General features: G+C 45.0%; 16 protein-coding genes. 13 read left to right on the forward strand and 3 right to left on the reverse strand.

Translation table 11 applies throughout. The features are described from left to right. The first annotated feature begins 31 nt into the window (after positions 1–31). The 8 genes from murD to lpxC all read left to right on the forward strand — a co-directional run bounded on the left by murD (position 32) and on the right by lpxC (position 9,613). Positions 32–1,345 carry a UDP-N-acetylmuramoyl-L-alanine--D-glutamate ligase gene (murD, locus tag R7035_RS06915; RefSeq protein WP_262651901.1) on the forward strand — a complete coding sequence of 438 codons (1,314 nt, stop codon included), beginning with the start codon at positions 32–34 and terminating at the stop codon, positions 1,343–1,345. 18 nt (positions 1,346–1,363) lie between these two features. After that, entirely contained in the window at positions 1,364–2,560 is a 1,197-nt protein-coding gene (gene ftsW, locus R7035_RS06920; protein ID WP_318146036.1) for a cell division protein FtsW, read from the forward strand. Beyond that, positions 2,547–3,614 (forward strand): undecaprenyldiphospho-muramoylpentapeptide beta-N-acetylglucosaminyltransferase, encoded by a 1,068-nt coding sequence (gene murG / locus R7035_RS06925; RefSeq protein ID WP_031781122.1) that lies wholly within the window; start codon positions 2,547–2,549, stop codon positions 3,612–3,614. The genes ftsW and murG overlap by 14 nt, the downstream gene beginning before the upstream one ends. Positions 3,615–3,637: 23 nt before the next feature. Further along, complete coding sequence (murC, locus tag R7035_RS06930) at positions 3,638–5,095, forward strand: UDP-N-acetylmuramate--L-alanine ligase (protein ID WP_005387395.1); 1,458 nt, start codon at positions 3,638–3,640, stop codon at positions 5,093–5,095. A 192-nt stretch (positions 5,096–5,287) separates the two neighbouring features. Continuing rightward, positions 5,288–6,070 carry a cell division protein FtsQ/DivIB gene (locus tag R7035_RS06935; protein WP_005387393.1) on the forward strand — a complete coding sequence of 261 codons (783 nt, stop codon included), beginning with the start codon at positions 5,288–5,290 and terminating at the stop codon, positions 6,068–6,070. Further along, entirely contained in the window at positions 6,063–7,325 is a 1,263-nt protein-coding gene (ftsA, locus tag R7035_RS06940; RefSeq protein WP_005372946.1) for a cell division protein FtsA, read from the forward strand. The genes R7035_RS06935 and ftsA overlap by 8 nt, the downstream gene beginning before the upstream one ends. 30 nt (positions 7,326–7,355) lie before the next feature. After that, on the forward strand, positions 7,356–8,594 hold the full coding sequence (ftsZ, locus tag R7035_RS06945) for a cell division protein FtsZ (RefSeq protein WP_017633617.1): 1,239 nt from the start codon (positions 7,356–7,358) through the stop codon (positions 8,592–8,594). A gap of 101 nt (positions 8,595–8,695) precedes the next feature. After that, positions 8,696–9,613, forward strand: coding sequence for a UDP-3-O-acyl-N-acetylglucosamine deacetylase (gene lpxC, locus R7035_RS06950; RefSeq protein WP_005381871.1), 918 nt, complete (start codon positions 8,696–8,698; stop codon positions 9,611–9,613). A 113-nt stretch (positions 9,614–9,726) separates the two neighbouring features. Here the strand turns inward: lpxC and R7035_RS06955 are convergent, their stop codons facing one another. Beyond that, positions 9,727–10,185 carry a DUF721 domain-containing protein gene (locus R7035_RS06955; RefSeq protein WP_033906094.1) on the reverse strand — a complete coding sequence of 153 codons (459 nt, stop codon included), beginning with the start codon at positions 10,183–10,185 and terminating at the stop codon, positions 9,727–9,729. 407 nt (positions 10,186–10,592) lie between these two features. Between R7035_RS06955 and secA the strand changes: the two genes are divergently transcribed. The 5 genes from secA to carB all read left to right on the forward strand — a co-directional run bounded on the left by secA (position 10,593) and on the right by carB (position 19,667). Then, positions 10,593–13,322, forward strand: coding sequence for a preprotein translocase subunit SecA (gene secA / locus R7035_RS06960; protein ID WP_047102008.1), 2,730 nt, complete (start codon positions 10,593–10,595; stop codon positions 13,320–13,322). Between the two features lie 155 nt (positions 13,323–13,477). Then, positions 13,478–13,876, forward strand: coding sequence for an 8-oxo-dGTP diphosphatase MutT (mutT, locus tag R7035_RS06965; protein WP_005387387.1), 399 nt, complete (start codon positions 13,478–13,480; stop codon positions 13,874–13,876). Between the two features lie 110 nt (positions 13,877–13,986). Then, the gene (gene dapB, locus R7035_RS06970) at positions 13,987–14,796 is read left to right on the forward strand and encodes a 4-hydroxy-tetrahydrodipicolinate reductase (protein WP_005381860.1); all 810 of its coding nucleotides are present in this window, start codon (positions 13,987–13,989) and stop codon (positions 14,794–14,796) included. A gap of 481 nt (positions 14,797–15,277) precedes the next feature. After that, positions 15,278–16,417 (forward strand): glutamine-hydrolyzing carbamoyl-phosphate synthase small subunit, encoded by a 1,140-nt coding sequence (carA, locus tag R7035_RS06975; RefSeq protein WP_017821483.1) that lies wholly within the window; start codon positions 15,278–15,280, stop codon positions 16,415–16,417. 16 nt (positions 16,418–16,433) lie between these two features. After that, positions 16,434–19,667, forward strand: coding sequence for a carbamoyl-phosphate synthase large subunit (gene carB, locus R7035_RS06980; protein ID WP_318146037.1), 3,234 nt, complete (start codon positions 16,434–16,436; stop codon positions 19,665–19,667). A 75-nt stretch (positions 19,668–19,742) separates the two neighbouring features. Here the strand turns inward: carB and R7035_RS06985 are convergent, their stop codons facing one another. Continuing rightward, positions 19,743–20,162 (reverse strand): hypothetical protein, encoded by a 420-nt coding sequence (locus tag R7035_RS06985; protein WP_155396149.1) that lies wholly within the window; start codon positions 20,160–20,162, stop codon positions 19,743–19,745. Beyond that, on the reverse strand, positions 20,152–21,066 hold the full coding sequence (locus tag R7035_RS06990; protein ID WP_025768414.1) for a hypothetical protein: 915 nt from the start codon (positions 21,064–21,066) through the stop codon (positions 20,152–20,154). The genes R7035_RS06985 and R7035_RS06990 overlap by 11 nt, the downstream gene beginning before the upstream one ends. Between the last annotated feature and the right edge of the window lie 209 nt (positions 21,067–21,275).

Here is a 21,275-nt window from a genome sequence, read left to right on the forward strand (position 1 = left end):
TCCAAGAATAAGATTTACAGTGTGATCAAATATGGAACGTTGGCAAAACATACATAGTGTTGTCGTCGTAGGGCTCGGTATTACCGGGCTCTCTGTCGTTAAACACCTAAGAAAAAATCAGCCACAACTTGTGGTCAAAGTCATTGATACTCGTGTAAACCCTCCAGGTGCAGAGCGCTTGCCGGAAAGTGTTCAACTGCATAGTGGTGGTTGGAATACGGACTGGCTTTCTGACGCGGATCTTATCGTGACCAACCCTGGTATTGCGCTAGCGACACCAGAGATCCAAGCCGTATTAGCAAAAGGTACGGCAGTAGTAGGTGATATCGAGTTATTCGCTTGGGCGGTGCAGAAACCGGTGATTGCGATTACGGGCTCAAACGGTAAGAGCACAGTAACCGACCTCACAGGTGTGATGGCTAAGGCTGCAGGTTTGGATGTTGGCGTTGGTGGTAACATCGGTGTGCCTGCTCTGGACTTGTTAGAACAAGACGCAGACCTATATGTACTCGAACTCTCGAGCTTCCAGTTAGAAACGACGTCAAGCTTAAAGCTCAAAGCCGCTGCGTTTCTGAATCTTTCTGAAGATCATATGGATCGTTATCAAGGCATGTCTGACTATCGACAAGCCAAGTTGCGTATTTTTAACCATGCTGCTCTTGCGGTCGTGAACCGTGATGATCAAGACACCTTCCCAGACGCAGAGATGCCATTGGTGACATTTGGCAGCGACAATCAGGACTTTGGTCTCGAGGTGGATGGCAACCGTACTTGGCTGCTCGATCACGGTCAACGAGTTGTCGCAAGTGATGAGATTAAGTTGGTTGGTAAGCACAACTTATCTAACGCTCTGGTTGCTTTAGCGCTATTAAAAGCTGCGGACGTAAACTATCACAAAGCATTGAATGCACTTAAAAATTACACGGGACTGACACACCGATGCCAGGTGGTTGCGGATAATCAAGGCGTCAAATGGGTGAATGACTCTAAAGCAACTAATATTGCCAGCACTATGGCTGCGCTATCTGGTTTGGAATCGATAGGCAAGCTCTACTTACTCGTTGGTGGTGTTGGCAAAGGTGCTGACTTCTCGCCATTAAAACCGATCTTCGCGACGCTTAACTTGCAACTGTGTTGCTTTGGCGCTGATGGCGATGAATTTATGCCACTGCATGAATCTGCAATACGTTTCGACACTATGGAAGATGTGATTCAACAAGTATCTTCGCAGTTAAAACCAGGTGATATGGTGATGCTGTCTCCTGCATGTGCTAGCTTTGATCAATTCGACAACTTTATGGCAAGAGGTGATGCTTTCGCTGCTCTTGCTCAGAAATATGCATAATTAAAGGTTACACACTTCGTGGGTTTAGGTAACGTTAAACGCAGTATTGGCAATTGGCTCAAGCATCCAGCCCCAGAGGCGATGTTTGATCGCCAGTTAGTGTGGATTGCACTGGGTTTGATGTTGACTGGTTTGGTCATGGTAACCTCTGCATCATTTCCAATCAGCTCTCGATTAACGGAACAGCCGTTCCACTTTATGTTTCGTCATGCGACGTTTCTCGTGCTGGCGTTAGGGACCTCCGCTGTTATTTTGCAAGTGCCTTTGCAAGAGTGGTTTAAGAAGAGCCATTACTTACTTTGGGCTTCTTTCGCACTGTTGAGCATCGTGCTCTTGGCGGGTAAGTCGGTTAATGGTGCGTCTCGTTGGATTCCCCTTGGGCTGTTTAACCTTCAGCCAGCGGAAGTCGCGAAGCTATCGCTGTTTATCTTCATGTCTGGTTACTTAGTTCGAAAGCAAGACGAAGTACGACAAACGTTCTTTGGTGGCTTTATGAAGCCAATCATGGTGTTTGCCTTCTTCGCAGTATTACTACTTGGTCAGCCAGACTTGGGGACGGTCGTCGTGATGCTGGTCACGCTGTTTGGCATGCTTTTTATCGCAGGTGCAAAACTAACCCAGTTTCTCGCCTTGATGGTGGCAGGTATCGGCGCTGTGGTAGGTTTGATTCTCGTCGAGCCATACCGTATGCGACGAGTAACCTCCTTCCTTGACCCGTGGGAAGATCCATTTGGCAGTGGCTATCAGTTGACTCAGTCTTTGATGGCGTTTGGTCGTGGTGAATGGCTCGGACAAGGTCTCGGTAATTCAATTCAAAAACTGGAATATCTACCGGAAGCGCATACCGACTTTGTGTTTGCCGTACTTGCTGAAGAGCTTGGTTTCGTAGGCGTAGTGCTGGTCTTAATGCTGATTTTTAGCTTGGTGCTAAAAGCGGTTTACATCGGCAAGCGTGCATTTGAAGAAGGCGAAATGTTCGGAGGTTATCTGGCTTTCGGAATTGGTATTTGGTTTGCGTTTCAAACCTTGGTTAATGTTGGAGCTGCCGCCGGTATTGTTCCAACTAAAGGTTTAACACTTCCACTCATCAGTTATGGTGGTTCTAGTCTAATAATTATGTCCGTCGCAGTGTCCATACTACTGCGTATCGATTACGAATGCCGCTTGAAACGCGAGCAACAACAATCAGAACAACAAGCTAATGAAACAAAATAAACGTTTGATGGTGATGGCTGGTGGTACTGGCGGTCACGTATTCCCAGGTTTGGCGGTAGCAAAACAGCTTCAAGAACAAGGTTGGGAGATCCGTTGGTTAGGTACGGCGGATCGAATGGAAGCGGATTTGGTGCCAAAACATGGCATTGAAATCGACTTTATCAAAGTGAAAGGGTTACGAGGTCAAGGCGTTAAACGTCTTCTTGCAGCACCATTTCAAATTATCAATGCCATTATGCAGGCTCGTGCTCACATGAAACGCTGGCAGCCAGACGCAGTGCTTGGTATGGGCGGTTATGTTAGCGGCCCGGGTGGTATTGCTGCTTGGATGAGTGGTATTCCTGTTGTTCTGCATGAACAAAATGCAGTAGCAGGTTTAACGAACCAATGGTTATCGAAAATCGCTAAGAAGGTTTTTCAGGCTTTCCCAGGCGCTTTTCCAAATGCCGAAGTGGTTGGGAACCCAGTTCGTGAAGACGTGACTCAATTAGCAGCGCCAACTGAGCGCATGCAAGAGCGCCAAGGTCCAATTCGCATTTTGGTGATGGGTGGCAGCCAAGGCGCACGTATTCTTAACCAAACTCTGCCAGAAGTGATGTCGAAATTGGGCGAAGATTACTGTATTCGTCATCAAGCGGGTAAAGGTGCCGCCGAAGAAGTGAATGCAGCATACCAAGCTAATGGTGTGGTAAATGCAGAAGTAATGGAATTCATTGATGACGTTGCAGAAGCTTACGCATGGGCTGACCTTTTAGTTTGTCGCTCTGGAGCGTTAACCGTATCTGAAGTCTCGGCGGCAGGTGTAGGCGCTATTTTTGTTCCATTCATGCACAAAGACCGCCAGCAAGCACTTAATGCAGACCACTTGGTGGATTGCGGCGCGGCGAAAATGATTGAACAACCAGATTTAACCGTTGAGTCTCTGACTCTGCAGATCCAACAATTGGATCGCCAAGCTTTACTTACAATGGCTGAGCAAGCGCGTGGCGCTGCAAAATTGAATGCTGACCGAGTTGTCGCACAAGCCATTGTCGCTTTGACCGAAAAGCGTTAACCGAATTATTGAGAATAGAATTGATGACAATCCAACATACACAAGACTTAGCTCAGATTCGCGCAATGGTGCCAGAGATGCGCCGCGTGAAATCCATCCACTTCATCGGTATTGGTGGTGCGGGCATGAGCGGCATTGCAGAAGTGCTGTTGAACGAAGGCTACCAAATCACAGGTTCTGATCTATCAGAGAACGCTGTGACAGAGCGTTTGGTATCAAAAGGTGCGACGGTATTTATTGGTCATCAAGCCAGTAATGTAGAAAAAGCCAGTGTGGTTGTTGTGTCAACGGCGATCAACGAAGAAAACCCAGAAGTGATGGCGGCACGTGAATTACGCATCCCTATTGTACGCCGCGCAGAGATGTTGGCTGAATTGATGCGATTCCGTCACGGTATTGCCGTTGCGGGTACACACGGTAAAACCACGACGACCGCTCTTGTTACTCAAATCTATTCTGAAGCCGGTCTTGATCCAACGTTTGTGAATGGCGGTTTGGTGAAAAGCGCAGGTACAAATGCGCGTCTAGGCTCGAGTCGTATTCTAATTGCAGAGGCAGATGAAAGTGACGCGTCATTCCTGCACTTGCAACCAATGGTGAGCATTGTTACCAATATCGAAGCCGATCATATGGATACCTATGGTGGTGACTTTGAAACCTTAAAGCAAACCTTCATCGATTTCCTTCATAATCTACCGTTTTACGGCCAAGCAATTGTTTGCATTGACGATCCTGTGGTTCGAGAGTTAATCCCACGTATTAGTCGTCAAGTGATAACTTACGGTTTTTCTGAAGATGCCGACGTACGTATTGAAGATTATCGTCAAGAGGGGCAGCAAGGCAAATTTACGGTAGTACGTAAAGGGCGAGCTAACTTAGATATCACGCTGAATATTCCAGGTCGTCACAATGCATTGAATGCGTCTGCTGCGATTGCGGTTGCTACTGAAGATGACATTGAAGACGATGCGATCCTAAAGGCAATGGCTGGTACGCAAGGTACGGGAAGACGTTTTGATCACCTTGGCGAGTTTGATACTGGCAACGGCCATGCAATGCTTGTTGATGATTACGGCCATCATCCAACAGAAGTGGATGTAACCATTAATGCAGCACGCAGTGGTTGGCAAGACAAGCGTTTGGTGATGATTTTCCAACCGCACCGTTATAGCCGTACTCGTGATTTATACGATGATTTCGCGAATGTGCTTGAACAGGTGGATGTATTGATCATGCTGGATGTTTACGCAGCGGGTGAAAAGCCGATTGCAGGTGCTGATGGGCGCGCTTTATGTCGCACAATTCGCAGCCGAGGCAAGGTAGACCCGATTTTTGTTCCAGAAATCGAGCAATTACCTTCAGTTTTAGCTAACGTTATACAAGACGGCGACCTAATCTTAACGCAAGGTGCGGGTGATATTGGTAAAGTGGCGAAACAGCTGGCAGGTCTTAAATTGAATATAAACAAGATGCTTGGCTGACACATATTGTTGATGCGAAGGACAGATAAAGACTCAGATCTCGATTTTGCGTCAATATCATTGTGATTTATTGCTATCAGTGTTTGATAGTTTACAAGAGCTCAGTATAATCCCAAGGTTAAAGTCAAGACTTTTACCTCTGCGCAATTATATGGGTAAAAAGTACACGACAAAAGTCAGGAAACGAAGACGTTGTTGAATATTGCACTGAATGACGAGCGACCAAACACGGGCAACAACCGTGGTCGCCAAGAAAAAATCTTGGGTGCGTTATTTTTCGTTGTGGTTGTGACTTTAATTAGTTCTGTTTTGTACGCGGCGATCAGTTGGATGTGGGATGACCAAAGGTTACCTCTCTCCAAAATAGTACTTCAGGGGAAACTGGAGTATGTCCAAGCTGACGATGTGCAGGCTGCATTTAGTCGAATTGATCACATCGGTACATTTATGTCTCAGGATATTGATGTATTACAGCAAAGTGTCGAAGCTCTGCCATGGGTAGCGCATGCCGCAATCCGAAAGCAGTGGCCGGATACAGTAAAAGTTTTTTTGACGGAGCATCAACCAGAAGCCATTTGGAATGGCAACGAACTGTTAGATAAAAACGGGTTCGTTTTTGATGGAGATGTTGCTCTGTTGCAAGAAGAAAAAGTGAAGCTGTACGGACCCAAAGATAGCGGACCGGAAGTCTTACAGACTTACCGTGATTTGAGTCCTAAGTTTCAGCAATTGGGTTTAGCGATATCGTCTCTGGTATTAAACGAGCGACGAGCTTGGCAAATCATCCTTGATAACGGTATTCGATTAGAGCTCGGTAAAGAGTCTCTTCTTGAGCGTATAGAGCGCTTTTTTAAGCTCTATAACAAGCTTGGCAGTGACACGCAAAGAATCAGTTATATCGATCTTAGGTACGATACAGGAGCCGCAGTTGGTTGGTTTCCTGAACAAGAGTTAGAAGAGAGTACAGATGACTAAGGCCGCTGATGACAACATTATTGTTGGTCTTGATATAGGCACTGCAACCGTATCGGCTCTAGTGGGTGAGGTTTTACCAGACGGTCAAATTAATATTATTGGCGCAGGTAGTAGCCCCTCACGTGGCATGGATAAAGGTGGCGTGAATGATTTGGAGTCGGTTGTAAAATCAGTACAACGTGCAATTGATCAAGCTGAATTAATGGCAGAGTGCCAGATCAGCCGAGTCTTCATTTCGTTGTCTGGTAAGCATATCGCAAGCCGAATTGAAAAAGGTATGGGCACGATTTCTGATGAAGAGGTGTCTCAAGAAGACATGGATCGCGCTATCCATACCGCAAAATCGATTAAAATCGGTGATGAACAGCGAATTCTTCATGTGATCCCGCAAGAGTTCACCATTGATTACCAAGAAGGAATCAAAAATCCGCTTGGTTTATCTGGGGTAAGAATGGAAGTGAGTGTCCACCTTATCTCATGCCATAATGACATGGCACGCAACATTATTAAGGCGGTAGAACGCTGCGGCCTTAAAGTAGAACAACTCGTATTTTCTGGGCTTGCTGCTAGTAATGCAGTAATCACCGAGGATGAAAGAGAGCTTGGAGTTTGTGTGGTTGATATTGGCGCCGGCACGATGGATGTGGCCATCTGGACTGGCGGTGCGTTACGTCACACAGAAGTATTTTCGTACGCAGGAAATGCTGTAACCAGTGATATTGCTTTTGCTTTTGGCACGCCAGTGAGCGATGCTGAAGAAATAAAAGTCAAATATGGCTGTGCTTTGAGTGAACTGGTCAGTAAGGATGACACGGTTAATGTACCAAGCGTAGGTGGACGACCATCACGTAGCCTGCAACGTCAAACGTTGTCAGAAGTGATTGAGCCACGCTACTCTGAGCTTATGGGACTGGTTAACCAAACTATCGACTCTGTACAAGCAAAATTGCGCGAAGAGGGTATCAAGCACCATCTGGCTGCGGGAGTTGTACTCACCGGCGGTGCTGCGCAAATGGACGGAGTGGTAGAATGTGCGGAACGCGTATTCCGCAATCAAGTAAGGGTCGGCAAACCGCTCGAAGTCAGCGGATTAACTGACTATGTAAAAGAGCCGTACCATTCTACGGCAGTTGGATTACTTCATTACGCAAGAGACATGCAGTCTAGCGACGATAGCGATTATAATGAACCTAAACGCTCATCTGTAACTGGCTTTTTCGATAAATTGCGTAACTGGATACAAAAAGAGTTTTAACCTGAGTTGCAGGATAAACGGAGACAACACATGTTTGAACCGATGATGGAAATGTCTGACGATGCAGTAATCAAGGTCGTTGGGGTTGGTGGCGGCGGTGGTAACGCCGTTGAACACATGGTGCGTGAATCCATCGAAGGTGTGGAATTCATCAGCGTCAACACTGATGCGCAAGCACTTCGTAAGACAAGCGTTGGCAATGTTATTCAGATCGGTGGTGATATCACTAAAGGTCTGGGTGCAGGTGCTAATCCACAGGTTGGCCGTGACGCAGCTCTCGAAGACAGAGATCGAATTAAAGATTCCCTGACTGGCGCCGATATGGTGTTTATCGCAGCTGGTATGGGTGGCGGTACCGGTACTGGTGCAGCGCCTGTTATTGCTGAAGTGGCTAAAGAGCTTGGCATTCTAACAGTAGCGGTAGTAACTAAACCGTTTAGTTTTGAAGGTAAAAAGCGTTTGGCATTTGCTGAGCAAGGTATCGATGAGCTGTCTAAGCATGTTGACTCTTTGATCACGATTCCAAACGAAAAGCTACTTAAAGTACTTGGTCGTGGTGTAACACTACTAGAAGCTTTTGCAAGCGCTAACGATGTTCTTAAGAATGCCGTTCAAGGTATTGCTGAGCTAATTACTCGCCCTGGCATGATCAACGTCGACTTTGCGGACGTAAGAACTGTAATGTCTGAAATGGGTCACGCAATGATGGGTAGCGGCATCGCCAAAGGTGAAGACCGTGCTGAAGAAGCGGCTGAAATGGCAATTTCTAGCCCACTTCTGGAAGACATCGATCTAGCGGGCGCTCGTGGTGTTCTTGTCAATATTACTGCTGGTCTGGATATGCGTCTTGACGAGTTTGAGACGGTTGGTAATACAGTGAAGGCATTCGCTTCTGACAATGCGACTGTTGTTATCGGTACTTCTCTAGACCCTGATATGACTGACGAAATCCGCGTAACAGTTGTAGCGACAGGTATTGGTAATGAGAAAAAGCCAGATATCACGCTAGTTGCGGGTGGTAAAGCTAAAGTGGCACCGACGCCGCAAGCTCAACCACAGCAACAAGCAGCGGCAACGCAAGCTGAAGAAAAACCGGCACAGACCTTGCAAAATAATCAAGTGCAAGAGAAGCCACAGGTAACTCCTCAGCCGACAAACACTGCTCCTTCTTCTCCAGCTTCGTCGAGCCAAAGTTCTGCGGCTCCAAAGCAAGAAAAGGAAAGTGGTTATTTAGATATACCGGCATTTTTGCGTCGTCAGGCTGATTAATCTTTAACCCATAAATTTGACATGGCTCAAAATTATGGTAGCATTCACGGTCGACGTTACAGACGGCCGTGTTTTGTAGCAAATTTTTGAGAGGCAAGCAGATGATCAGACAACGTACTCTGAAAGAAATAGTGAAAACAACTGGTGTGGGTCTCCACTCTGGTCGTAAAGTCACACTTACTCTGCGCCCGGCTGCTGCAAATACAGGTATCATTTACCGTCGTACAGATGTAAATCCACCTGTAGATTTTCCAGCTGATCCAGCTTCGGTTCGTGACACCATGCTTTGTACTGCATTGGTAAACGATGAAGGTGTGCGTATTTCAACTGTTGAGCACTTGAATGCGGCACTTGCTGGTATGGGCATCGATAACATTGTTGTCGAAGTAGACGCACCTGAAATTCCGATCATGGATGGTAGTGCAAGCCCATTTGTATACTTGCTACAACAAGCAGGTATCGAAACGCAAAATGCGCCAAAACGCTTCATCCGCATCAAAAAGCCAGTTCGTTTTGAAGATGGTGATAAATGGGCAGAATTTGTACCATTTAACGGCTTCCGTATGGACTTCGAAATTGAGTTTAATCACCCAGCGATTGAATCAGACGAGCAACGTTTGCTGTTTGATTTCTCGTCAAAAGGCTTTGTTCGTGAGATTTCTCGAGCACGTACGTTTGGCTTTATGCGTGATATCGAATATCTACAATCTCAAAACCTAGTTTTGGGTGGTAGTTTTGACAATGCTATCGTTTTGGATGATTACCGTATTCTTAATGAAGAAGGTCTACGCTTTGAAAATGAGTTTGTGACTCACAAAGTGTTGGATGCGATTGGTGACCTTTACATGTGTGGCCACCCAATCATTGGTGAATTCCGTGCCTTTAAATCTGGCCACGGTTTAAATAACCAACTGTTACGTGCTGTTCTTGCAGATCAGGAAGCGTGGGAGTGGACTACATTCGAAGAAGAAGTCGGCTCACCAGTAGCATTCGCAGAACCAAATATGGTGCTTGCGTAAATACTTGGCATTAGAATTAATAAAAAACCAGGCTTATGCCTGGTTTTTTGCTATTTGGCTTTAATCCTGGATTTATCAATAACATTCAAGCTTTCAGCATATTGAAATAACGTTCACTTACGATCTTCCTTTTCTGCCATATCGGCTAATCGTTTTAAACGCTCTTGAATTTTCGGTGGCGCCATGTCGGCAATCGTCATTAATGACTTTGCTGCAGATTCGGTTAGTGGTGGACGCTTAGGTCTGTCGTCTTGTTGAAAGCGGTTTCGATATAGTGAAGGATTGATCCTCACTTCAACGCTCATCAGCTTGGCAAAGCCTTGAGTACGAAGTTTATTTAGGATCATGAGGCGATCGTAATCGATCTTCATTTTGATCGCGGCACTAGAGACATCGATCAATAGATGGCCGTTACGAACATTCGCTACTCGGCAATGATCGGCCGTCCCCGTGGGTAAGACCTCTTGCAAAGCTTGGTTAAGCTGTAAGATTTCTCCAGCATGTTCTTGAATCTGCTTGAACTGTGACTCAGCAATAACATCTTCAGTCGAGGTTGGACGGTGATCACGCATAGGTAAAATCTAATTTTGTTGAGATATAGCTATTCTAGAGCAGCTTTCTATCAAGGTATAGTTTACATTAACGTCTTTAGCTTCAGTTTTACAATGTAGCAAGGTAAAAAGCAAAGTTTGCTCTGGATGGATTACACATATTGCGGTATGCAATATCGGCTAATCAGTCACCACTTTAAGTAAAAACTTCAGAGTGCTTCAAACAAATACGTCTATTTATGGTTGTATCGATTAAAAATCCTTACACTAAGCCACATTGTTTCAAAACTTAGCCTTGAAATATGGATGTTTGAACTCAATATCTTTGATAAATGATTTATCTCAGTATTCTTAGTTCCAAACTGGCAGAGACTGAAGGCATTATGAGTAGATCGGGAACGGTCTGAATAAAGAGAGATTCACGAAAAATGATAACTAAGCTACTGACAAAAGTGATTGGCAGTCGCAACGACCGAACACTGCGCCGCCTTAGAAAAATTGTAAAAGAAATTAATAACTATGAGCCAACATTCGAGGCTCTAAGTGATGAAGAGTTAAAAGCAAAGACGGTTGAATTCCGTGAGCGCCTAGAGAAGGGTGAAACTCTTGATAAACTACTTCCAGAAGCTTTTGCTACGGTTCGTGAAGCATCTAAGCGTGTCTACGGTATGCGCCACTTCGACGTCCAGCTTATCGGCGGTATGGTTCTAAATGCGGGTCAAATCGCTGAAATGCGTACGGGTGAAGGTAAAACGCTGACGGCAACGCTTCCAGCTTACTTAAATGCTCTTGCTGGTAAAGGCGTTCACATCGTAACAGTGAACGATTATCTAGCTAAACGTGATGCTGAGACGAACCGCCCTCTATTTGAATTTTTAGGTATGACCGTTGGTGTAAACGTGCCAAACATGCCTCCTCAAGAGAAAAAAGAAGCGTACCAAGCTGACATTCTATACGGAACCAACAATGAATTTGGTTTTGACTACCTTCGTGACAATATGGCCTTCCGTAGCGAAGACCGTGTACAGCGTGATCGCTTCTTTGCAGTTGTCGATGAGGTGGACTCAATCCTAATTGATGAAGCTCGTACTCCTTTGATCATTTCTGGTCCTGCTGAAGATAGCTCTGAGCTATACACCCGAATCAACCTTTTGATCCCGCATCTTAAAAAGCAAGACAAAGAAGACTCTGAAGAATATCGTGGTGATGGTCACTACACTGTTGATGAGAAATCAAAGCAAGTATACCTCACAGAAACGGGCCAAGAGTACGTTGAAGAACTGTTGGTGAAAAATGGTCTTATGGAAGAGGGTGACACACTTTACTCTCCGACTAACATCAGCATGTTACATCACGTGAATGCCGCTTTGCGTGCTCATGTGTTGTTTGAGCGCAACGTTGATTACATCGTTACTGACGAAGGTGAAGTAGTAATTGTTGATGAACATACTGGTCGTACAATGCCAGGTCGTCGTTGGTCTGAAGGTCTTCACCAAGCAGTAGAAGCGAAAGAAGGCGTTAAGATTCAAAACGAAAACCAAACTTTGGCTTCGATTACCTTCCAGAACTACTTCCGCTTATACGAAAAACTGTCTGGTATGACAGGTACTGCGGATACTGAAGCGTTTGAGTTCCAATCTATTTATGGCTTGGAAACGGTGGTTATCCCAACCAACAAACCAATGATTCGTAACGATATGCCGGATGTGGTGTACCGTACCGAAGCTGAGAAGTTTGCTGCAATCATTGAAGATATCAAAGAGCGCGTTGCGAAAGGTCAGCCAACATTGGTTGGTACCGTATCGATTGAAAAATCAGAACTACTCTCCAACGCCTTGAAGAAAGCGAAGATCAAACACAACGTATTGAATGCGAAATTCCATGAGAAGGAAGCGGAAATTGTTGCTGAAGCGGGTATGCCGGGTGCGGTAACTATCGCGACCAACATGGCCGGTCGTGGTACGGATATTGTGCTTGGCGGTAGTTGGCAATCAAAAGTGGAAGCTTTGGAGAACCCAACTCAAGAACAAATCGATGCGATTAAAGCAGAGTGGAAAGTGGTACATGATCAAGTACTAGATGCTGGTGGTCTACACATCATTGGTACTGAGCGCCACGAATCTCGCCGTATTGATAACCAGCTACGTGGTCGTTCTGGTCGTCAAGGAGATGCAGGTTCATCGCGCTTCTACCTATCTATGGAAGACTCTTTGTTACGTATTTTCACTTCTGATCGTATGGCGAGCCTTATTCAAAGTGGTATGGAAGAAGGTGAAGCTATTGAATCGAAAATGCTTTCTCGCTCAATTGAAAAAGCACAGCGCAAAGTGGAAGGCCGTAACTTTGATATCCGTAAGCAGCTACTAGAATACGATGATGTGGCGAACGATCAGCGTAAGGTTGTCTACGAGCTGCGCGACGAATTGATGAACGTTGAAGACATCAGCGGTATGATCGAGCAAAACCGTGAAGATGTGCTAACCGCGGTTATTGATGAGTACATCCCGCCACAATCACTAGAAGATATGTGGGACGTTGAAGGTCTGCAAGAGCGCTTGAAAGCAGACTTCGATCTTGATGCGCCAGTGAAGCAATGGCTTGAAGAAGACGATAAGCTTTACGAAGAGGCGCTACGCGAGAAGATCATCAATCTAGCCGTTGAAGTGTACAAAGAGAAAGAGGAAGTGGTGGGTGCGCAAGTGCTTCGTAACTTCGAGAAATCGGTTATGCTTCAAACTCTGGATACGCTTTGGAAAGAGCACTTGGCAGCAATGGATCACTTGCGTCAGGGTATTCACTTACGCGGCTATGCGCAGAAGAACCCGAAACAGGAATACAAGCGTGAATCGTTTGAACTGTTTGAAGGTCTACTAGAAGCGCTGAAAACTGATGTGATTACTGTTCTATCTCGCGTTCGAGTTCAGCAACAAGAAGAAGTTGAACGTATGGAAGAGCAACGTCGTGCGCAAGCTGAAGAGGCCGCTCGTCGTGCTCAAGCGCAACACGCAGCAGCACAAAACCCTCTTTCTGAAGGTGAAGAATCTGAAGAAGGTTCAAGTCAGCCAATGGTACGTGATGAACGTAAAGTAGGTCGCAATGAGCCTTGCCCTTGTGGTAGTGGTAAGAAGTATAAACAGTGCCACGGCAAAATCGACTAACGTATTAGTCAGATAATTTTTTAAAGAGTCGCCTAGGCGGCTCTTTTTTTAAGCAAATTCTGTGGCTGTCGAATTTCATAAGTTTTGATAGCATCGGATAGTTTTAGAGATGCAAAGACCGTTGAAGTGTAACGGCTTGAGAGTTAGGAACCCCTATGAAAAGAATTCACATAGTCGCGGCTATTATTTTTAACCAAGACAAATCAAAAATTTTTATTACAAAGCGTCCAGACGACAAGCATAAAGGCGGGTTTTGGGAGTTTCCCGGCGGGAAAGTCGAGTCAGGAGAAAGTATTGAACATGCTCTAGCAAGAGAACTTGAAGAAGAGGTAGGAATTGAAGTTACTGAGCAAGCCCTTTTCGAGCATTTGGAATATGACTATCCAGACAAATCACTTAAGTTTGATTTTATTACGGTATCTAAGTTCAGTAATGAGCCTTACGGCCGAGAAGGTCAAGAAGGTCGCTGGGTTGAGATAAGAGAATTGGGTAACTATGCCTTTCCTGAAGCGAACGTGCCTATCTTGGAGCGTGTCGTAAAAGAGTTCGCTTAAGCCTGATGAACTTGCTTGTGGTAACCACGGTATGTTGTTAGTTTAAACAGATTAAGCGAAACGAGAGAACGAGAGCAAACCTCGTTATCCAGAGAAGGAGAGAAAGCGCAATGGTTCGTATTGCAATCGCAGGAGCAGCAGGCCGAATGGGCCGTAATTTGGTTAAAGCTTCACACCTTAACCCAGAGGCGACAGTGAGCGCGGGATCAGAACGACCTGAGTCCTCACTTGTCGGTGTCGATATCGGTGAACTTTGTGGTGAAGGCAAATTCGATGTGTTCTTAACGGATGATCTTGCTAAAGACGTCGATAATTTTGATGTAATCATCGATTTTACTGCCCCAGTAAGTACGTTGGCGAATCTTGAACTGTGTAAGAAGCATGGAAAGAGTATTGTGATTGGGACGACTGGTTTCAGTGATGCAGAGCGTGAACTGATTGACGAAGCCGCTAAGCAAGTGCCTGTTGTCATGGCTCCTAACTACTCTGTTGGTGTGAACCTAGTATTTAAGCTTCTTGAGAAAGCAGCCAAAGTGATGGGCGACTACTGTGATGTTGAGATTGTCGAAGCACATCATCGTCATAAAGTTGATGCTCCTTCTGGTACCGCTATCGGGATGGGCGAAGCCATTGCTGGTGCGATGGGCAACAAGCTGAATGATGTAGCTGTCTATGCGCGAGAAGGTATCACAGGTGAACGTACTAAAGATGAGATCGGCTTTGCTACAATTCGCGCTGGCGATATCGTCGGTGAGCACACAGCCATGTTTGCTGATATCGGGGAACGAGTGGAGATAACGCACAAAGCGACCGATCGTATGACGTTTGCTAATGGCGCCGTCAAGGCCGCTGTTTGGTTGAGTGCCAAACCAGCGGGCTTTTATACCATGACAGATGTTTTGGGATTGAATGAACTCTAAATACATAATTATTCGCCGGCGGTAGCCGGCTTTTTTATATCTATAGAATTATTTGTAAATGAAATGATTCTAACAGAAAGTATTTTGGTGCTTACTTTTGTCGTTGTTTTGGTTGTTTTGTGGGTGTTTTGGGTTTTGATGTCTAAAAACTAATGTCTTTTTTGTTGAGTGAACGTTTGCGTGAAAAATTCATACTTTTTTGTGATCTCTAAAAAGTTCAAATTTGTAAAATTCATTAAACCTCTATGCCTCTCTATGTAATAGCATGTAAAAGTTATCTTTTTGGGCCTTACTGATTCAAAATGACCTTACTCGCTAGAAATTAATCATTTATTTTTGATTGTAGGTTGACAGGTTTCGAGTCCAACTTTAGAATACCGCCAATTTGTCTGAAATACCTATTTATGTAGATTTTATAGGTAAAGGAAGGCATGTTTGCAGTTTGATTTATTTTTTTTGCATTTTTATTCTGGAGGTTGTCTTGGGTAAATTAGCACTGTTGGTCCTAGAAGATGGGACAGTGTTCCGCGGAGTGTCCATAGGGGCAGATGGTCTTTCCGTTGGTGAAGTCGTTTTTAATACCTCGATGACGGGGTATCAAGAAATCCTCACTGATCCTTCCTATTCTCAGCAAATCGTCACTCTCACTTATCCTCACATTGGCAATACCGGAACCACTTCCGAAGATGAAGAATCCTCTTCCATTCATGCACAAGGCCTTGTGATTCGCGATCTTCCTCTAATCGCTTCTAACTTCCGTAACGAACAATCCCTCTCTGATTATCTTAAGTCTCAAAATATCGTTGGCATCGCTGATATCGATACTCGTAAGCTCACTCGTATCCTGCGTGAAAAAGGTGCTCAAAACGGCTGTATTGTTGCGGGCAACAACCTAGACGAAGCTTTGGCACTAGCGAAAGCAAAAGAATTCCCAGGCTTAAAAGGAATGGACCTTGCGAAAGAAGTTACAACAAAAGAAGCGTATCAATGGAAGCAAGGTTCGTGGACGCTTGAAGGTGGACTTCCAGAGGCGAAAGATGACAGCGAGCTGCCATACCACGTTGTCGCTTACGACTTTGGCGCAAAACGCAACATCTTACGAATGTTGGTTGACCGCGGCTGCCGCTTAACGGTTGTACCTGCAGAAACGTCAGCGGAAGAAGTTCTGGCACTAAATCCAGATGGCGTATTCTTATCGAACGGCCCTGGTGACCCAGAACCATGTACTTACGCGATTGAAGCAACCAAAGTGTTCCTAGAAAAAGGCTTGCCAATTTTTGGTATTTGTCTAGGTCACCAAATTCTGGCGCTAGCATCAGGTGCGCAAACGGTGAAAATGAAGTTTGGTCACCACGGTGCAAACCACCCAGTAAAAGATTTAGAGCGTAACGTTGTGATGATCACTTCGCAAAACCACGGCTTTGCGGCAGATGAAGCAACATTACCGGAAAACTTACGTGCTACTCACGTATCGCTATTTGATGGCTCTTTGCAAGGTATCCACCGCACAGACAAGCCAGCATTTAGCTTCCAAGGTCACCCAGAAGCGAGCCCAGGTCCACATGACGCGGCACCGCTATTTGACCACTTTATCGAACTAATCAAAAAACACAGCGCTTAATTCGGAGTAGTAGATAATGCCAAAACGTACTGACATTCAAAGTATTCTAATTCTTGGTGCTGGTCCGATTGTTATCGGTCAGGCATGTGAGTTTGACTACTCTGGCGCACAAGCGTGTAAAGCTCTTCGCGAAGAAGGCTACCGAGTTATCCTGGTTAACTCTAACCCAGCAACCATCATGACTGACCCAGAGATGGCAGATGCGACTTACATTGAGCCGATTCAGTGGGAAGTTGTACGCAAGATCATCGAGAAAGAACGTCCTGATGCAGTTCTGCCAACTATGGGTGGTCAGACAGCACTTAACTGTGCGTTAGATTTAGAGAAGCACGGCGTTCTCGCAGAGTTTGGCGTAGAGATGATTGGTGCAACGGCTGATGCAATCGACAAAGCGGAAGACCGTTCTCGTTTTGATAAAGCGATGAAGTCTATCGGCCTTGAGTGTCCTCGCGCAGATACAGCGAAGAGCATGGAAGAAGCTTACAAAGTTTTAGATATGGTTGGCTTCCCTTGTATCATTCGTCCATCGTTCACCATGGGTGGCACTGGTGGTGGTATCGCGTACAACAAAGAAGAGTTCGAAGAAATCTGTCGTTGCGGTCTGGACTTATCTCCGACCAACGAACTTCTTATCGATGAGTCACTAATCGGTTGGAAAGAGTACGAAATGGAAGTCGTTCGTGACAAAGCGGACAACTGTATCATCGTATGTTCAATCGAGAACTTTGACCCAATGGGTATCCATACGGGTGACTCAATCACGGTTGCTCCAGCACAAACACTGACTGACAAAGAATACCAGCTTATGCGTAATGCATCGCTAGCTGTTCTGCGTGAAATCGGTGTTGAAACAGGTGGTTCAAACGTACAGTTTGGTATCAACCCGAAAGATGGTCGTATGGTCATCATCGAGATGAACCCGCGTGTATCTCGCTCTTCTGCGCTAGCATCAAAAGCAACAGGCTTCCCAATTGCGAAAATTGCCGCGAAACTGGCTGTTGGCTTTACGCTAGACGAACTACAAAACGACATCACAGGTGGTGCAACACCTGCGTCATTTGAACCAACTATCGACTACGTCGTAACTAAGATCCCTCGCTTTAACTTCGAGAAATTTGCTGGTGCAAACGATCGTCTGACAACTCAGATGAAATCGGTTGGTGAGGTAATGGCGATTGGTCGTAACCAACAAGAATCTCTTCACAAAGCACTGCGTGGCCTAGAAGTTGGCGCAACTGGTTTTGATGAGATGGTCGATCTGGAAGCGCCAGATGCACTGACTAAGATTCGTCACGAACTTAAAGAAGCAGGTGCAGAGCGTATCTGGTACATCGCCGATGCATTCCGAGCGGGTATGTCAGTCGACGGTGTGTTCAACTTGACTCAAATCGACCGCTGGTTCCTGGTTCAAATCGAAGAAATTGTAAAACTCGAAGAACAAGTCAAGGCGGGCGGCTACGCAGGTTTGACCAAAGAAGTGCTTCGTCAGATGAAACGCAAAGGCTTCTCTGATGCTCGCTTGTCTAAATTGCTTGGTGTCGCTGAAAGTGAAATTCGCCGTGCTCGTGAGCAGTTTGATATTCATCCGGTTTACAAACGTGTGGATACATGTGCAGCAGAGTTTTCTTCTGACACGGCTTACATGTACTCATCTTACGATGAAGAATGTGAAGCAAAACCAACAGACAAAGATAAGATCATGGTTCTTGGTGGCGGTCCAAACCGTATCGGCCAAGGTATCGAATTCGATTACTGTTGTGTTCATGCATCACTTGCGCTGCGTGAAGACGGTTACGAAACCATTATGGTTAACTGTAACCCAGAAACGGTATCTACTGACTACGATACGTCTGATCGTCTGTACTTCGAGCCAGTAACTCTGGAAGATGTACTGTCTATCGCTCGCGTTGAAAAACCAAAAGGTGTGATTGTTCAGTACGGTGGTCAAACGCCACTTAAACTGGCTCGTGCTCTAGAAGCGGCTGGTGTGCCAATCATTGGTACTAGCCCAGATGCTATCGACCGTGCGGAAGACCGTGAACGCTTCCAAGCCGCTGTTGACCGTTTAGGTCTACTTCAGCCAGAAAACGCGACAGTAACAACGATGGAGCAAGCGGTTGAGAAATCGAAAGAAATTGGCTTCCCATTAGTTGTTCGTCCATCTTATGTACTCGGTGGTCGTGCGATGGAAATCGTATACGACGAGCAAGACCTGCGTCGCTACTTCAACGAAGCAGTAAGCGTATCGAACGAGTCTCCAGTTCTGCTAGACCGTTTCTTGGATGATGCAACCGAAGTTGATATTGATGCTATCTGTGACGGTGAACGCGTCGTTATCGGCGGTATCATGGAGCACATCGAACAAGCGGGTGTTCACTCTGGTGACTCTGCATGTTCACTGCCTGCATACACGCTAAGTCAGGAAATTCAAGACAAGATGCGTGAGCAAGTTGAGAAGTTAGCATTCGAACTCGGTGTGCGCGGTTTGATGAACACGCAGTTTGCTGTGAAAGATAACGACGTTTATCTAATTGAAGTGAACCCTCGTGCTGCTCGTACGGTACCATTCGTATCGAAAGCGACAGGCGCTCCTCTAGCGAAAATCGCTGCACGTGTAATGGCGGGTCAATCTCTAGAGTCACAAGGCTTTACTAAAGAGATTATCCCTCCTTACTACTCAGTGAAAGAAGTGGTTCTGCCGTTCAACAAATTCCCTGGTGTTGACCCTCTATTGGGCCCTGAAATGCGCTCAACAGGTGAAGTAATGGGTGTGGGTGCAACGTTCGCAGAAGCTTACGCGAAAGCAGAGCTAGGTTGTGGTGCGGTTTATCCTGAAGGTGGTCGTGCGCTACTGTCTGTACGTGAAGGTGATAAAGAGCGTGTTGTTGACCTAGCTTCTAAGTTAGTGAAACTGGGTTACCAGTTGGATGCGACACACGGTACAGCTGTAATTCTGGGCGAAGCGGGTATTAACCCACGTTTGGTAAACAAAGTACACGAAGGTCGTCCACACATTCTTGACCGCATCAAGAACAACGAATACACCTACATCGTAAACACGGCTGCTGGTCGTCAAGCGATTGAAGATTCGAAAGTTCTACGCCGTGGTGCACTGGCTGAAAAAGTGAACTACACAACGACACTGAATGCAGCGTTCGCTACATGTATGTCTCATACTGCAGACGCAAAAGCGTCAGTAACTTCGGTTCAAGAGTTACACGCTAAAGTGAAAGCGAGTCTAGACGCGTAACAGATAAAAATCAGTAAGCTCATTAATCAGGGCTTACATGACAACCTCATTGCCCGCTCATTTGAGCGGGCTTTTTTATATCGAGGTTTTTCTAAAATGAAGAGCATTAAAGTGTGCTAGGAACGATTGGTATGCTTCGCTTTTGAAGATCATTAAGCTAATGATGGCAAGCAATGTACCCAAAGATGAAGAAATAGTACTACCATTTGCTACAACAAAATTAATGCTGCAAGTGAGAATGATAAAAGAGATAGTAAGTAAGTTTATTTTTGCAGCAACACTTAATCCTTTGCTTATTGTCAGAATGTTTGGAATGCATACAACAACAACCGTAATAGCTCCCAATGTAAGGAGGTAAGTATCTAGAGCAATGTGTTGAGTGAAAGAAAACCAGTCATTCCAAATGCTTAAGCTAATAGCCAGACCAATAGTCAATGCCAAGTATAAACATATACTTAGTGAGATGTTTGCTATGCTAATTGATTTAGTATTCAACTTTCAATTCCTCATAGATTCCAATAGCAAGATTTCTTAACTCTCCCGAATAACCGCTTCCTACTATGCTAATTGAGCCTCCAATTGCATCTAGAAGCTGATGAGAAATGGATGCGGATATTGTTGCTTGTGAATACCTCTTAGGAATTTCTCCTGACAACATTAGCTGTTTACGAGCTTTATTCGAAATGCTCGGAAGGTTTTTACGGATGATTTCTTTAGTTAATCTTGTTCTTTCTTGTCTGTTTAAGCCTTTTAGAATCTCGGGAACGCCTTTCTTAGTGGTTTGCTTAAGAGATTGAACCATTTTTATCGTTTGATATCCACTAGCGCCCGCTCCAGCTAAGGAGATGTAATCTAAAGCTTTAGTTGTATTTTGATACCACTCATTACTGTCTATATCCGATAATTTGTCTGGTGATTTAGATACCATACGGGTTCTTGCTACTCCAATAGCACATTGAGCTGTGGCAGCAACAGTAGCGGCGTGTGAGATATAGGACATAGTTACGCCCACAGGACCACTTACTGGTATTGTTAGCCCCGAACCAACTACCCCAATCCAGCCAATCGCTGCACCAATACAGCTAATGCTCGCTGATAGAAGCTCTTGATTGAATCTTGATTTTGACTCTTCCTGTTTTATTTTTTTTGCAAATTCTTGAGATGATTGTAATTTTATCGGTTCCCGTAGAATGATAAAGGTAGGATTGATATGGCATGTGGATTTAAAGTCTCTTAAGCGTACAACGGTGAATTTGTTATCAATATAAATTACACCCGCACCGCTAGTCTCTGGTTTAGCGTCAATAACGCTGAATAGCTGATTAATATTCACTATCTGTTCGATTTTTAAGCGTAATTGCTGTTCTTTTATTGATGGTCGAGTCAGTAAGGCTTCCATTATTTTCGTTTTTTATCAGATTAAATATTTCCTATTAAGACAGCATTTTCTTTTTCTATCAAAATATTAAGAGGCTCTTGAGGTGAGGCTCTATATTTGGATGTAATTGATATTTTTAATGTATCATTCTCTAGATTTATTAACTGATGAAAATTAGGAATAGATTTGTGTCTTGACTTTCCATTGGTAGTTTTGTGAATAAGTGCTAC

The sequence above is a fragment of the Vibrio sp. 1731 genome (genome assembly GCF_033339955.1).
GTDB lineage: Bacteria > Pseudomonadota > Gammaproteobacteria > Enterobacterales > Vibrionaceae > Vibrio > Vibrio alginolyticus.

Excerpts from the sequence above, each read along its gene's own strand:
- murD (WP_262651901.1), top strand. The coding sequence starts at position 32 with ATGGAACGTTGGCAAAACATACATAGTGTTGTCGTCGTAGGGCTCGGT.
- murG (WP_031781122.1), top strand. The coding sequence starts at position 2,547 with ATGAAACAAAATAAACGTTTGATGGTGATGGCTGGTGGTACTGGCGGT.
- murC (WP_005387395.1), top strand. The coding sequence starts at position 3,638 with ATGACAATCCAACATACACAAGACTTAGCTCAGATTCGCGCAATGGTG.
- ftsA (WP_005372946.1), top strand. The coding sequence starts at position 6,063 with ATGACTAAGGCCGCTGATGACAACATTATTGTTGGTCTTGATATAGGC.
- ftsZ (WP_017633617.1), top strand. The coding sequence starts at position 7,356 with ATGTTTGAACCGATGATGGAAATGTCTGACGATGCAGTAATCAAGGTC.
- lpxC (WP_005381871.1), top strand. The coding sequence starts at position 8,696 with ATGATCAGACAACGTACTCTGAAAGAAATAGTGAAAACAACTGGTGTG.
- R7035_RS06955 (WP_033906094.1), bottom strand. The coding sequence starts at position 10,185 with ATGCGTGATCACCGTCCAACCTCGACTGAAGATGTTATTGCTGAGTCA.
- secA (WP_047102008.1), top strand. The coding sequence starts at position 10,593 with ATGATAACTAAGCTACTGACAAAAGTGATTGGCAGTCGCAACGACCGA.
- mutT (WP_005387387.1), top strand. The coding sequence starts at position 13,478 with ATGAAAAGAATTCACATAGTCGCGGCTATTATTTTTAACCAAGACAAA.
- dapB (WP_005381860.1), top strand. The coding sequence starts at position 13,987 with ATGGTTCGTATTGCAATCGCAGGAGCAGCAGGCCGAATGGGCCGTAAT.
- carB (WP_318146037.1), top strand. The coding sequence starts at position 16,434 with ATGCCAAAACGTACTGACATTCAAAGTATTCTAATTCTTGGTGCTGGT.
- R7035_RS06990 (WP_025768414.1), bottom strand. The coding sequence starts at position 21,066 with ATGGAAGCCTTACTGACTCGACCATCAATAAAAGAACAGCAATTACGC.